The organism is Chromobacterium sphagni, assembly GCF_001855575.1.
GTDB classification, from domain to species: domain Bacteria; phylum Pseudomonadota; class Gammaproteobacteria; order Burkholderiales; family Chromobacteriaceae; genus Chromobacterium; species Chromobacterium sphagni.
Window position 1 is genome coordinate 1300734 of sequence record NZ_MKCS01000001.1, and the last position, 13226, is coordinate 1313959.

At 63.5% G+C, this 13226-nt stretch carries 13 protein-coding genes; 10 read left to right on the forward strand and 3 right to left on the reverse strand.

What is annotated here, in order from left to right:
- Nucleotides 1-10 precede the first annotated feature (10 nt).
- The 3 genes from hmpA (at nt 11) to BI347_RS06265 (ending at nt 2243) form a co-directional block, all read left to right on the forward strand.
- Entirely contained in the window at nt 11-1228 is a 1218-nt protein-coding gene (gene hmpA / locus BI347_RS06255) for an NO-inducible flavohemoprotein (protein WP_071115523.1), read from the forward strand.
- Between the two features lie 64 nt (nt 1229-1292).
- Nucleotides 1293-1817 (forward strand): Rrf2 family transcriptional regulator, encoded by a 525-nt coding sequence (locus BI347_RS06260; protein WP_239690831.1) that lies wholly within the window; start codon nt 1293-1295, stop codon nt 1815-1817.
- A gap of 84 nt (nt 1818-1901) precedes the next feature.
- Entirely contained in the window at nt 1902-2243 is a 342-nt protein-coding gene (locus tag BI347_RS06265; RefSeq protein WP_193430940.1) for a YnfA family protein, read from the forward strand.
- 2 nt (nt 2244-2245) lie between these two features.
- Here BI347_RS06265 and BI347_RS06270 read toward each other — a convergent pair whose 3' ends face one another.
- Entirely contained in the window at nt 2246-3142 is an 897-nt protein-coding gene (locus BI347_RS06270) for an acyltransferase family protein (RefSeq protein ID WP_139167181.1), read from the reverse strand.
- Between BI347_RS06270 and BI347_RS06275 the strand changes: the two genes are divergently transcribed.
- Nucleotides 3024-3704, forward strand: a complete 681-nt coding sequence (locus BI347_RS06275) for a substrate binding domain-containing protein (RefSeq protein WP_275638228.1) — start codon at nt 3024-3026, stop codon at nt 3702-3704. The genes BI347_RS06270 and BI347_RS06275 overlap by 119 nt on opposite strands.
- A gap of 39 nt (nt 3705-3743) precedes the next feature.
- Nucleotides 3744-5159 (forward strand): cryptochrome/photolyase family protein, encoded by a 1416-nt coding sequence (locus BI347_RS06280; protein WP_071111012.1) that lies wholly within the window; start codon nt 3744-3746, stop codon nt 5157-5159.
- Here the strand turns inward: BI347_RS06280 and BI347_RS06285 are convergent.
- Nucleotides 5149-5961, reverse strand: a complete 813-nt coding sequence (locus BI347_RS06285) for an AraC family transcriptional regulator (protein WP_071115525.1) — start codon at nt 5959-5961, stop codon at nt 5149-5151. The two genes, BI347_RS06280 and BI347_RS06285, sit on opposite strands and share 11 nt — an antisense overlap.
- 98 nt (nt 5962-6059) lie before the next feature.
- Here BI347_RS06285 and BI347_RS06290 point away from each other — a divergent pair, with 98 nt between their 5' ends.
- Complete coding sequence (locus BI347_RS06290) at nt 6060-6956, forward strand: DMT family transporter (protein ID WP_071111010.1); 897 nt, start codon at nt 6060-6062, stop codon at nt 6954-6956.
- A gap of 10 nt (nt 6957-6966) precedes the next feature.
- On the opposite strand, the gene BI347_RS23475 is transcribed toward BI347_RS06290, so the two are convergent.
- Nucleotides 6967-7290, reverse strand: a complete 324-nt coding sequence (locus BI347_RS23475; protein WP_139167182.1) for a hypothetical protein — start codon at nt 7288-7290, stop codon at nt 6967-6969.
- A gap of 237 nt (nt 7291-7527) precedes the next feature.
- Between BI347_RS23475 and BI347_RS06295 the strand changes: the two genes are divergently transcribed.
- From BI347_RS06295 to BI347_RS06310, 4 genes are all read left to right on the forward strand, one after another.
- Nucleotides 7528-9174, forward strand: a complete 1647-nt coding sequence (locus BI347_RS06295) for an Nramp family divalent metal transporter (protein WP_071111009.1) — start codon at nt 7528-7530, stop codon at nt 9172-9174.
- A gap of 165 nt (nt 9175-9339) precedes the next feature.
- Nucleotides 9340-10068 carry an MgtC/SapB family protein gene (locus BI347_RS06300; RefSeq protein WP_071111008.1) on the forward strand — a complete coding sequence of 243 codons (729 nt, stop codon included), beginning with the start codon at nt 9340-9342 and terminating at the stop codon, nt 10066-10068.
- Nucleotides 10069-10324: 256 nt separating this feature from the next.
- Nucleotides 10325-11851 carry a fumarate hydratase gene (locus BI347_RS06305; protein WP_071115526.1) on the forward strand — a complete coding sequence of 509 codons (1527 nt, stop codon included), beginning with the start codon at nt 10325-10327 and terminating at the stop codon, nt 11849-11851.
- A gap of 597 nt (nt 11852-12448) precedes the next feature.
- The gene (locus tag BI347_RS06310) at nt 12449-13225 is read left to right on the forward strand and encodes a class I SAM-dependent methyltransferase (protein ID WP_071111006.1); all 777 of its coding nucleotides are present in this window, start codon (nt 12449-12451) and stop codon (nt 13223-13225) included.
- Nucleotide 13226 lies beyond the last annotated feature (1 nt).

The following is a 13226-nucleotide window of genomic DNA, read 5'->3' on the forward strand; positions in this document are numbered from 1 at the left end:
GGGGCAAAACATGCTGAGCGAACACACCCGTTCCCTGGTCAAGGCCACTGTGCCGGTGCTGCAACAACATGGCGTGGCGCTGACCAGCCATTTCTACCGCCGCATGTTCGAGCACAATCCGGAGCTGAAGCACCTGTTCAACCAGGGCCACCAGCACTCCGGCCAGCAGCAGCAGGCGCTGGCGATGGCGGTGCTGGCCTATGCCCAGCACATCGACGATCCGTCGCCGCTGCTGCCGGTGTTGACGCGGGTGGGGCACAAGCATGCCAGCTTGGGCATCCGCGCCGAGCACTATCCGGTAGTCGGCAAGCACCTGTTGGCTTCCATCCGCGAAGTGCTGGGCGAGGCCGCCAGCGACGAGTTGATCCAGGCCTGGGCCGAGGCCTATGGCCAGCTGGCGGGCCTGATGGTGGGAGTAGAGAACGAGCTGTATCAGAGCACTACCGCCGGCGATGGCGGCTGGAGCGGCTGGCGGCCGTTCCGGGTGGTGCGCAAGGAGGCGGAGAGCGAGGAGATCACTTCCTTCTACTTACAGCCATCGGACGGCGGCGCGCTGCCCGTTTTCCGTCCCGGTCAGTATGTGTCGGTCAGGCATTTCGTGTCAGAGTGGGGGCTGAGCCAGCCGCGGCAGTACAGCCTGTCCGACGCGCCCAACGGCGTGCACCTGCGCATCTCGGTGAAGCGCGAGGATGCCGGCGCGGGCAAGCCGGCGGGGCGGATGTCCAATCTACTGCACGGCGAAGTGAATGTCGGCGACGTGCTGGACCTGAGCGCGCCGCAGGGCGATTTCTTCCTGAACGAGCAAGGCGATGGCCCGGTGGTGATGATCAGCGCCGGCGTCGGCCAGACGCCGATGCAGTCGATGCTGGGCCATTTGCTGGCCGGCGGCGGCCAGCGCGAAATCCGTTTCCTGCATGCGGCGCGCCACGGCGGCGCGCATGCGATGAAGCACAAAGTGCGCCAGTTGGCCGAGCGCCATCCACAGCTGAAACTGCATGTCTGCTACGAACAGCCGCGCGCGCAGGACGTGGCCGGCACGGATTACCACGCCGCGGGCCGGCTGCAGTTGTCGGACGTGAAGAGCCTGGCGCTGCTGCCGGACGCCGATTACTACCTGTGCGGCCCGCTGGGTTTCATGCACGCGCAGAAGGGCAGCCTGCTGGAGTGGGGCGTGCCGGCGGGGCGCATCCATTACGAGGTGTTCGGCTCCAATCCGTCTGCGGACTGAGCGCTGTCGCGGGTCGATTGAGGCGGCGCGCCAATCCGGGGTATGCTGCCGCCCATTGATTCATGTGAAAACCATCGATGCGACCATCACCATGCAACTGACCCGCTTCACCGACCTCGGCCTGCGCGTGCTGATGTACCTGACCGGCCTGGAGGCCGGCCAACTGGCCACCATTCCGGAGATCGCCGAGCGCTTCGCCATCTCGCGCAACCATCTGGTGAAGGTGGTGCATTTCATGGCGCAGCAGGGTTGGCTGGCCACCAGCCGCGGCAAGGGCGGCGGGCTGGCGCTGGCCAGGCCGCCGGAGCACTTCCGGCTGGGCCAGGTGGTGCGCGCGCTGGAGGGCTTGTCGCAACTGATAGACTGCGCCGAGCCGCCATGCGCGCTCTACGGCGGCTGTCGGCTGAAGGGCGCGCTGGACGCGGCCTTGCTGGTGTTTTTCCAGACGCTGGACGGCTACACCCTGCGCGACATCATCGCCAGTCCCACCGGCGAGGCCATCATCCGCATGCACCGCGGCTTGTCGGCCTTTCAGGCCGAAGGCGGCCCCTTTCGCTCCACCGCCTCGCCGCCCGGATCGGGCAGGTAGCGCGAGGCCTGCGGCTTTCGGCGCCTGGCCGGCTCCACCTGCAATGGCGCCCCGGCCGCGCCGACGGAATGAGGAAGGGAAATAATGGAGATGCTATCTGGTTTGCTGCGGACAACTGGCCTGTTTGTCCTGACCGCGCTGGCGGAAATTCTTGGCTGCTATCTGCCCTGGCTGGTGTTGCGCCAGGGCAGGCCGATGTGGTTGTTGTTGCCGGCGGCGGCTGCGCTGGCGCTGTTCGCCTGGCTGCTGACGCTGCACCCCACCGCCGCAGGCCGCACCTACGCCGCGTACGGCGGCGTGTACGTGGTGGTGGCGCTGGGCTGGCTGTGGCTGGTGGACGGCGTCCAGCCCAGCCGCTGGGACGCGCTGGGCGCCGCCATCGTGCTGGCCGGCATGGCGGTGATCATGCTGGCGCCGCGCGGTTGAACTTAGCGGGCTATTTCAATGCGGCGGTAGCCGCGCGCATCCAGCCCGCGCCGGCGTAGCGCCGCATTGGCGGGGTCCGTGACGAGGCGTGCAACCAGCGTCGCCGTCAGCATGCTCAGTAATAGAAATACCGCCAGCCAAGGAAGGCCCGTGGCGAAGCTCAACTGATCCTTGTTGACCAGATTACGCAATAGCGCCAGCACGATGATGTGAAACAGATAGAGTTCATAGCTGCGCCGGCCCAGCCAGCGCAGTGGCGCGCTCAGGCGCAGCCGCCATATCCCCGGTGAGGATGCGTGGGCCGAACCGATTAGCCAGCAGGCGCTGGTCAGGGCAAGCAGCGAGAAGCCTGCGATTTGATGGCCGTCGATGCCCTGCAGGTAGACGGCCGATATCGACAGCGCCGCCAACAGTCGCAATCCGGCTGCTGTCCGGTCGGAGAGGGTGACGCGATGCGACAGCAAAGCGGCCAGGCAGCCGATGGCGATGGCGTCGATACAGGCGAAATAGCCATACAAATAGAAAATCTCATTGTTCAGATTGGCGGCGCGGTACAACGGGCCGGCGATAACCAGTCCTAGGCAGACCAGCGCCAGCATCCAGGTGCGGCCCAACAACAGGCAGAGCAGTGGCAGAGTCAGATAGAATTTCCTCCACCGCCAGGGCCAGCAGCAGCGGTAGCAGAATGCGGGCAAAGCGCAGGATATAGAATGCGCGCAGTTCCATCGCGGGCAGTTTTTCCGCCGCCGCCGGCCGGCTGGGCTTGACCAAGCCGGCGGCCTGCAGAGCCAGCCGCAGGGCCTGCTGCGCCTCAGCGTGCCGATGGCCTTCGGCCGCTTGCACTTGTCGCCGCTAGTGCCGCAGTTCCTGCGAGAGCATCCGGGCATCCAGTTGGACATGGTGATGGACGACAGGATGGTGGATCTGGTGGAGGGCGGCTACGACCTGGCCATCCGCATCGGCAATCTGCCGGACAACCGCATGGTGGCGCGCCGCCTGGCGCCGTGCCGGGTGGTGATGTGCGCATCGCCGGACTATCTGGCGGCGCATGGCGCGCCCCGGCATCCGGCCGAGCTGGCCAGCCACAACTGCATCCATTATTCCGATTACCGCGGTGGCGCCAGCTGGGTGTTCGGCGGACCGGACGGACCGCACAAGGTACAGCCGCGCGGCAATTACCAGGTCAACAACAGCGAAGCGCGCCGCGACGCGCTACTGGCGGGGCTGGGCATCTGCGAGATGCCCACCTTCATCGTCGGGCCGGATCTGCTGGCTGGCCGTTTGCAGGCGGTCCTGCAGGACTACCCGCTACCGCTGCATGCGATCTATGCGGTGTTTCCCGAGCGGCGGCAGGTGGCGGCCAAGGTGCGCGCCTTCGTCGATTTCATCGAACAGCGGCTGGGACGGGATGCCCCGGACTGGGACCAGGGCCTGAGAATCTGGTCTAGCGGGACCGGCTGATTCATACTGCGTTTCTTTGTCGTCGCTCCGGAGCCTTGCATGTCCGAACTCCATCAAACCGCCCTGGTCTGGCTGCGCCGCGATCTGCGGCTGGAAGACCATGCCGCCTTGTACCATGCGCTCAAATCCAGCCGCGCCGCGCTGCCGGTATTCATTTTTGACCGCGCCATCCTGGATGGGCTGCCGCGCGATGACCGCCGCGTCGATTTCATCTGGCAAAGCGTGGCGGCGCTGAAGGCGGAATTGCAGGCGCTGGGCGGCGATCTGCTAGTGCGCCACGGTCTGCCGGCCGAGGAGATTCCGCGCTTGGCTGTCGAGCTGGGCGCTCAGGCGGTGTTCTGCAACCATGATTACGAGCCGGCGGCGCGGGCGCGCGACGCCGAGGTGGAGCGGCGGCTGGCGCGGCAGGGCGTGGCGATGTTCAGCTTCAAGGACCAGGTGGTGTTCGAGCGCGACGAGGTGCTGACCGGCGCCGGCAAGCCGTTCGGGGTGTTCACGCCGTACAAGAACGCCTGGCTGAAGAAGCTGACGCCGTTCTACCTGCAGGCCTACCCGGTGCGGCGCTATCTGCGGTCCTTGATGCCGCGGACGGCCGAGCCGATGCCGCCGCTGACCGATATCGGCTTTCGCGCGAGCGATTTGGACTCGCTGCCGGTTCAGCCGGGCTCGGCCGGCGCGGAGGCGCTGTTTGCCGACTTCGCCGGCCGAATCGATCATTACCAGGCGGCGCGCGATTTTCCCGCGGTGAAGGGTGTGTCCTATCTCAGCGCCCACCTGCGTTTCGGCACGATTTCCATCCGCCAGCTGGCGGCCTACGCCTGGCATGAGGGCAGCGCGGGCGCCATGTGCTGGCTGGGCGAGCTGATCTGGCGCGACTTCTATCAACAGGTGCTATGGCACCGGCCGGAGGTGGCAGAGCATGCGTTCAAGCCGGAGTACGACGCGCTGCCGTTTCCCAACAATCCGGAGTGGTTCGCAGCCTGGCGCGAGGGCCGCACCGGTTATCCGCTGGTGGATGCGGCGATGCGCCAGCTCAACCGCAGCGGCTATATGCACAACCGGCTGCGGATGGTGGCGGCGAGCTTCCTGGTGAAGGACCTGCTGATAGATTGGCGCTGGGGCGAAAAATACTTCGCAGAGAAGCTGCTGGACTTCGATCTGGCGGCCAACAACGGCGGTTGGCAGTGGGCGGCCAGCACCGGCTGCGACGCCCAGCCGTACTTTCGCATCTTCAATCCGGTCAGCCAGAGCGAGAAGTTCGATGCCGCCGGCCGCTTCATCCGCCGCTACGTGCCGGAGCTGTCGCGGCTGCCGGACAAGCTGATCCACGCCCCGTGGCAGGCCAAGGCGGAACAGCTGGCGGCGGCCGGGATCCAGTTGGGGCGCGATTATCCGCATCCCATCGTAGACCACGCGGTGCAGCGCTTGCTGGCGCTGGCGCTGTTCAAACGCTGAGGCCATCCTGCCACTGGCCATCCTGCAATAGCTGGCGGCGGTAGCGCTCCGGCGAATCGCCCAGCTGTTTCTGGAACATGGCGATGAAGGCGGACGGGGTGGCATAGCCCAGCGCCGCGGAAATATCTTGCACGCTGTCGCCCTGCTTCAGCCGCGACAGCGCCTCCAGCAACCGCGCCCGGGCGCGCCATTGGCCGAAGCTCATCCCCAGTTCGCGTTGAAACAGCCGCGCCAGCGTGCGCTCGGTGCTGAACACCTGTTCCGCCCACTGCTTGAGCGTGGTGGCGTCGGCCGGATCTTGGCGTATCGCCTGCAAGATCGGTTGCAGCAGCCGCTGGGCGCTGTCCGGCAGATAGCTTTCCTCGTGGCTGGCGCGCACCAGCCTTTCCACCAGCAGCTCGGCCTGGCGCGTGTCCCATGGGTCGGATATCACGGTGATCTGGCGCTGGCAGAAATCGTCGAGCAGCGCGCGGATCAGCGACGTCTGTTCGATCAGGCAGATATGCGCCGGCAACCGCGCTGCCTGTTCGCGATTGATGTAGATCGAGGTGTAGTGCATGGCGTGGCGGATATAGGCGGCATGTGGCACTTCGGCCGGCGTCCACAACAGGTATTGCGCCGGAGCCACCACCCGCTGGTCTTCCAGCAACAGCTCCATCAGTCCCAGGCTGATGCGGCTCAACTGCCCCCAGCGGTGGCGGTGGCGGCCGAATTCGCTGTGGGGGGCGAAGCGGTGGTAGCGGAAGGTCAGCGGCGCCGGTTCCGCCAGTCCCTGATCCACCAGAAAGTATTCAGCGTCCATCTTGTCGGATTTGCCTCAGCATCTTGTCTGTTTTGAATTATATAGCCGTTAACGGACGGCACTAGAATAGCAGAGTCGAATATTTGCCGGAGGCTGCGATGGCCATGCTGTTCCCCTTGCTGGCGGTGCTGATCTGGGCCGCCAATACCGTTGTTTCCAAGGCTGCCGCCCAGGTGCTGGACCCGGCGGCGATCTCCTTCTACCGCTGGCTGCTGGCGGCGCTGATCTTGACGCCGTTCTGCCTGCGCCCGCTGTGGCGTTTGCGCCATGAATTGCGCCCCTGGCTGGGCAAATTCCTGCTGTTGTCGGCGCTGGGCATGGTGATGTTCCAGTGCCTGGCCTATTATGCCGCGCACAACACCACTGCCACCAATATGGGCGTGATCACCGCGCTGGTGCCGCTGCTGGGCCTGGTATTGAACGCGCTGGCATTCCGCCAGCCGGTGGGCGGGCAGGCCTGGTTCGGCGTGGCGGTGTCGCTGGCCGGCGTGCTGTATCTGCTGGGGCACGGCAATCCGCTGGGGCTGATCGCCAATGGCATCAACCACGGCGACGCGCTGATGCTGTCGGGCGCCGCCGCCTATGCTCTGTACGGCATTTTGCTGCGGCGCTGGGCGCCGCCTTTCGGCGCCTGGCTCAATCTTTATCTGCAGGTGGGCATGGCGGTATTGTTGCTGGCGCCGTTGACCTTGACCGCCGACAGCATGGCGATTCCGGCGCGCGGCGTCGGCCTAGTGTTGTTCGCCGGCATAGGCTCGTCGGTGCTGGCGGCTTATCTGTGGATGCGCGGCATCCAGCGGTTGGGCAGCGAGCGCACCGCCATCTTCATGAACCTGCTGCCTTTGTTCACCGCGCTGATGGCCAGCGCGACGCTGGGCGAAACCATCCATTCCTACCACTGGCTGGGCGGCGGCATGATTCTGCTGGGGGTGGTGCTGGGACAGGGCATGCTGCGGCTGAAAACGGCTGGCAGGCCGGCTTTTGTAAATAAATAATATAAATCGTTCACAAAAATTTACTGTGTGATTTTGGCGTTTTGTTGCGTGAAAATCGCAATCGGAGCGCCAATTTTTTTCTTTTGGCGAATGCGAGGTTGTCTTGTGGCAGCTTGCCGCCAACCGCGCTGCCGCGCCGCAAAATCTTGATGTCATCGGGTGGTTGACGATGATTTCGCCGCGGGATTAACATCTCGCCGTTTTCGTTACTGGGGGCTGATGCCTTGGAAAGTTGCAGTAGTAGTTGGTTAACGACAGGGTCGTGCCGACCGGCAAAGGCATAGCTTCCATTCTGAATGGCCGCTGTCTTGCCGCGAGGCGAGACGGTGCGCATCTTGAGCGGTCCATCCGGGCCGCCGCCGCGTATCCACCCATACCATTGTTGCTAGTTACTGCTTGATTACTGCGTCCTGCCATGTACTGGGCGCCGAGTCAGGCTTGCGCATGTCGTGTCTGCACCGGGCGGGACTTTCATGTCTTCCGCCATCGCAGCCGCGTTCGTGCCCGCATGCCTTCGTTTGCTTGCAAAACGATGGGCGGTCCTCCCTTGGCCGCCGGTCGGGAGATAACAATGACCAATCCAATCAAAAACGAAGCTGTACTGGATAGCGCCCACGTCGGCGACATCCGCGGTGCTTTCGGCACCATCCGCCATGGCGATGTGGCGGCCCGCAAAGGCGTCTGGCAGCGTCTGCGCACGCTGATGGCCATCCTGGGCCCTGGCCTGATCGTGATGGTGGGCGACAACGACGCCGGCGCTTTCAGCACTTATTCGCAGGCCGGCCAGAATTACGGCACGTCGTTGCTGTGGACGCTGATCCTGCTGATCCCGGTGCTGTATGTGAATCAGGAAATGGTGCTGCGCCTGGGCGCCGTCACTGGCGTCGGCCATGCGAGGCTGATCCTGGAGCGCTTCGGCAAGTTCTGGGGCGCCTTCAGCGCCATCGACCTGTTCCTGCTCAACGCGCTGACCATCGTCACCGAGTTCATCGGCATCACCCTTGCCTTGCAGTATCTGGGGCTGCCCAAGGAGTGGGGGGTGGTGGCGTCCGCGGTGCTGGTGATGGCCGCGGCCAGTACCGGCGACTTCCGCCGCTTCGAGCGCTTCTCGATGATACTGGTGGTGTTCAGCCTGCTGTTGGTGCCGGTATTCATGATGGTGCATCCGCCGCTGGCGCAGATCGGCCATGACCTGTTTGTGCCGGGCATGCCGGCCGGCGGCAAGATGTCCGACGTGATGCTGCTGATCATCGGCATCGTAGGCACCACCGTGGCGCCGTGGCAGCTGTTCTTCCAGCAAAGCTATGTGATAGACAAGCGCATCACCCCGCGTTTCATCAAGTATGAGCGCGCTGACCTGTGGCTGGGCATCGTAATGGTGTTGATCGGTGCCATCGCCATCATCGCGATGGCCGCCGCGCTGTTCGCCGGCAAGCCGGAATTCGGCAATTTCCAGGACGCGGGCGCGGTTGCCGCCGGGCTGGGCAAATACCACAGCCATCTGGCCGGGGTGTTGTTCTCGGTCGCGCTGATCGACGCCAGCCTGATCGGCGCCAGCGCGGTGTCGCTGTCCACCGCCTACGCGCTGGCCGACGTGCTGAACATGAAGCACTCGCTGCACCGCAAACCGACCGATGCGCGCGCCTTCTACCTGGTGTACTTCCTGCTGATCGCCGGCGCCGCCGCGCTGGTGTTGATTCCGGGCGTGCCGCTGGGCCTGCTGACCAATGCCGTGCAAACGCTTGCCGGCGTGCTGTTGCCGTCCGCTTCCGTTTTCCTGCTGTTGCTGTGCAATGACAAGGAAGTGCTGGGTCCGTGGGTGAACGGCCGCTGGACCAATCTGTTCACCGGCGCCGTCGCCGCGGTGCTGGTGCTGTTGTCGGTGATTCTGACCGCTTCGGTGCTGTGGCCGGACATCAGCAGCCAGACCATCATCAACATCCTGGTGGGCGGCGGCATCGTTGGCGGCATCGTGGTGATCGCCGCTCACACCGTCAAGCTGCGCCGCGACGCCGAAACCGGCGCCGATCTGGCGGAGGAGGCCAAGCCGACCAAGCTGTACCTGCACAACTGGCGCATGCCGCCGCTGGCGCAGCTCAAGCCCATGGTGCTGTCGCGCACCAACCGCCTGTGGATGGGTGTATTGCGCGGCTATCTGGTCGTGGCTGTCATCATGGTGGTGTACAAGGTGACAGAGCTCGCCTTGCTAGCCCACTGAGAGGCGGGTTAAGGTGTGGCCGGCGACGTGGAATTTGGCGCCGCCGGCGGTGTGGAAGCCGCCCCTCGTGGGCGGTTTTCGCATTAGGGCCTGGGCATGGTGGTTTTCATGGAAAGCCACGATGCGCGTACCTTATATATCAACACTCAACAAGCAGGAGGACGCATGCATTACAACCTGCATAATCTATTCGATATCGACCTGTTCGGCATGTTGCATACCTTGGTCTGTCTGGCGACGGCTTTCATCTCCGGCACGGTGATCGGCCTGGAGCGGCAATACCGGCAACGTACCGCCGGCTTGCGCACCAACGCGCTGGTGGCGGTGAGCGCGGCGGCCTTTGTCAATATGGCCTTGCAACTGGATGGCACCGGCAGCGCGGCCAGAGTGGTGGCCTATGTGGTGTCCGGCGTCGGTTTTCTCGGCGCGGGCACCATCATGAAGGAAGGCCTGAACGTGCGCGGCCTGAATACCGCCGCCACGCTGTGGGGCTCGGCGGCCACCGGCGCTTGCGCCGGCGCCGGCATGCTGGGCCAGGCTTTTCTCACCACGCTGTTCGTGCTGGCGGTGAACACGCTGCTGCGGCCGGTGGTGAACTCCATCAATCGCCGCCCGATCGACGACGAGACCAGCGAAGTCACTTATCAGCTGTGCGTGATCGCCAGCCGCGACGAGCAGAAGCGGGCGTTGGCGCAGGTGGGCGAGCTGTTGGAGCAGGCCAACTACCCGGTGGGCGATCTGGATGTGGAGTCGTTCAGCGACGACGAGGTGGAGATGACCGCCACCCTGCTGGCGACATCGGTGGATTCCGATGAACTGGACCGCATCGCCGCCGCGCTGGCCGCCCATCCCTACATCAGCCAGGCGTATTGGAATACCAGCACCAGCGAGTAATACGCTGCTTTTTGCGCAAGGCCGCAGCCGCCGCGACTTCCGTCCGGCGGCTGTTTTTGTTGCGGGCGGGCGCGGCGCAGGATGGTTGGCGATGAGATCGTCCGCATGCCTTGTCCGGGATCAAAGTTGGTGACGGACAGTGATACAATTCAGACAGGTTTTTAGTTGTCGCGCGGCGCCGGAATTGCGGGGGCGCCGGTGCGGCGGGGTAATCCACGGGCGGCCGCATCGGCGCCCGGTTTCTCGAGACAGCCTTATGACCATCATCCGGCAGGACGACTTCATCCAGAGCATCGCCGATGCTTTCCAGTACATCAGCTGTTATCACCCGAAAGACTATATCGACGCGCTGTACCAGGCCTACCTGAACGAGGAAAGCGTCGCCGCCAAGGACGCGATGGCGCAGATCCTGGTCAACAGCCGCATGTGCGCCGAAGGGCAGCGTCCCATTTGCCAGGATACCGGCATCGCCGTGGTATTCCTCAAGGTGGGCATGCAAGTGCAATGGGACGCCACCCTCAGCGTGCAGGAGATGGTCAACGAAGGCGTGCGCCGCGCCTACAACCATCCGGACAACAAGCTGCGCGCCTCGGTGCTGCTGGACCCGGCCGGCAAGCGCCAGAACTCCAAGGACAACACCCCGGCGGTGGTCCACTTCGAGATCGTCGAAGGCGACCAGCTGGACGTGATCTGCGCGGCCAAGGGCGGCGGCTCGGAGAACAAGTCCAAGATGGTGATGCTCAATCCATCCGACTCCATCGTCGATTGGGTGTTGAAGACGCTGCCGACCATGGGCGCGGGCTGGTGTCCGCCGGGCATTCTCGGCCTGGGCATAGGCGGCACGCCGGAAAAGGCGATGTTGCTGGCGAAAGAGTCGCTGATGGACCACGTCGACATCCACGAACTGAAGGCCAAGGCGGCTGGCGGCGCGGAATTGTCCCGCGTCGAGCAACTGCGTCTGGAGCTGTTCGAGAAGGTCAATGCGCTGGGCATAGGCGCGCAGGGCCTCGGCGGCCTGACCACCGTGCTGGACGTCAAGATCCTGGATTATCCGACCCACGCGGCGTCCTTGCCGGTGGCGATGATCCCCAACTGCGCGGCCACCCGCCACATCCATTTCCATCTGGACGGCAACGGCCCGGCGCATTTGGAGCCGCCTAAGCTGGAAGACTGGCCGGACATCACCTACGACCCTTCCAACGGCAAGCGGGTGAACCTCGACAACATCACCCGCGAAGAAGTGGCCAGCTGGCAGCCGGGCGACGTGCTGCTGCTCAACGGCAAGATACTTACCGGCCGCGACGCCGCCCACAAGCGCATGATTGACATGCTGAACAAGGGCGAGAAGCTGCCGGTGGACTTCACCAACCGCTTCATCTATTACGTCGGCCCGGTGGATCCGGTGCGCGACGAAGTGGTCGGCCCGGCCGGCCCCACCACCGCCACCCGGATGGACAAGTTCACCCGCCAGATGCTGGAGCAGACCGGTCTTCTGGGCATGATAGGCAAGGCCGAGCGCGGCCCGGCGGCGATCGAGGCGATCAAGGACAACAAGGCGGTGTACCTGATGGCGGTCGGCGGTTCGGCTTATCTGGTGTCCAAGGCGATCAAGGCGTCCCGCGTGGTGGGCTTCGCCGATCTCGGCATGGAGGCGATCTACGAGTTCGAGGTCAAGGACATGCCGGTGACGGTGGCGGTGGATTCCTGTGGCACCTCGGTGCACAACACCGGCCCGGCGGAGTGGCGGGTGAAGATAGGCAAGATTCCGGTGAGTATCGGTTGATATCCGCGAGTTCATAGGCTCGATGTCGGCAATGCCGTTCGCTTGTATCAAGTGGACGGCATTTTTTATTCTGTTTCGGCGGCGGGGCGCGACGCCTGACAGCTTGTGCTGCCTAAGAGATCCCGGCTGAGGAGATATTCTGCAGGGCGGTTTTTATGGTGATAAATGGCGGAGCCTAGGTTGTCCCGCTGCCATTGCTGAACTTCCTGGCGCGGATTGCCACTGTTTTCAGGCTAGCATGGCCTGCAATCAAGCAGTGTTTTTATGGCAAATAAATTTAATATTCAATTATTAAGTTATTTTATTATTTTAATACCATAGAGATGGTAACGGCAGCATTTGCCCCACCCACTGCGGGCACCGCATCGGTGTCGCGGTGTTGTGGATGAGCGTTTTCTTTAAACCATTGATTTTTAATTGATATTGTCGTCGTGTGAAATCGATTGAGAGTGTCCTACTGTTGTTGTAGAGTGGCGGCACTAGTGAGAGAATATGAAAGAAAAAACGCGGTTGGGCTTGCAAATGCCGTGGTTACAGCATAAATACTGAAAATGTTTTCGGCATTGTTTCAGTGGTTCTACCTAGCGAGTAATGAATATGGCCCCCGGTTCCGTAGCAACCTTCAGCCTGTACGCCGATCTGTACGCGCGTTATCGTCCTTCCTACCCGGAAGAGTTGTACGGTTGGCTGCTGCCGTTGTGTCCCGGTTACCAGCGGGCGTGGGATTGCGCTACCGGCAGCGGGCAGACCGCGGTCCGGCTGGGCGAGAGCTTTGCCCGCGTCGATGCCACCGATATCAGCTCTACCCAATTGTCGGTTGCCGAACCGCATACCCAGGTGTATTACCGCGAGTGCCCGGCGGAGGTGACGCCGTTCGACGATGATTGTTTCGATCTGGTCTGCGTGTCGCAGGCCTTGCACTGGTTCCACCACCCTTCGTTCTGGCCAGAGGTGCAGCGGGTCTTGAAGCCGGGCGGGATTTTTGCCGCCTGGGGTTATCACCATTGCGTGGTGACGCCGGAAATAGACCGCGCCTGCAGCGTGTTGTGGTCCATCATCGAACCGTTCTGGTCCAGCCGCTGCCAGCTGCTGTGGGATGACTTCCGCAGCAGCGGCTGTCCATTGCCGCTGCTCAAGGCGCCCTGTTTCACCATCAGCAATGATTGGACGCTGGAGCACTTTCTGGGTTTTCTCAACACCACTTCCGCCAGCAAGCTGTGCAAGCAGGCACTGGGGGAGAATATCCTGGACGACGCCTGTCTGCGCATTGCGCGCGCCTGGGGCTTGCCCAGCCAGACGCGGCGGGTGGAACTGCCGCTGCACCTGATGGTGGCGCGCAAGGATATGCCACGGGATTTTTCCGTTTACGGTTGAG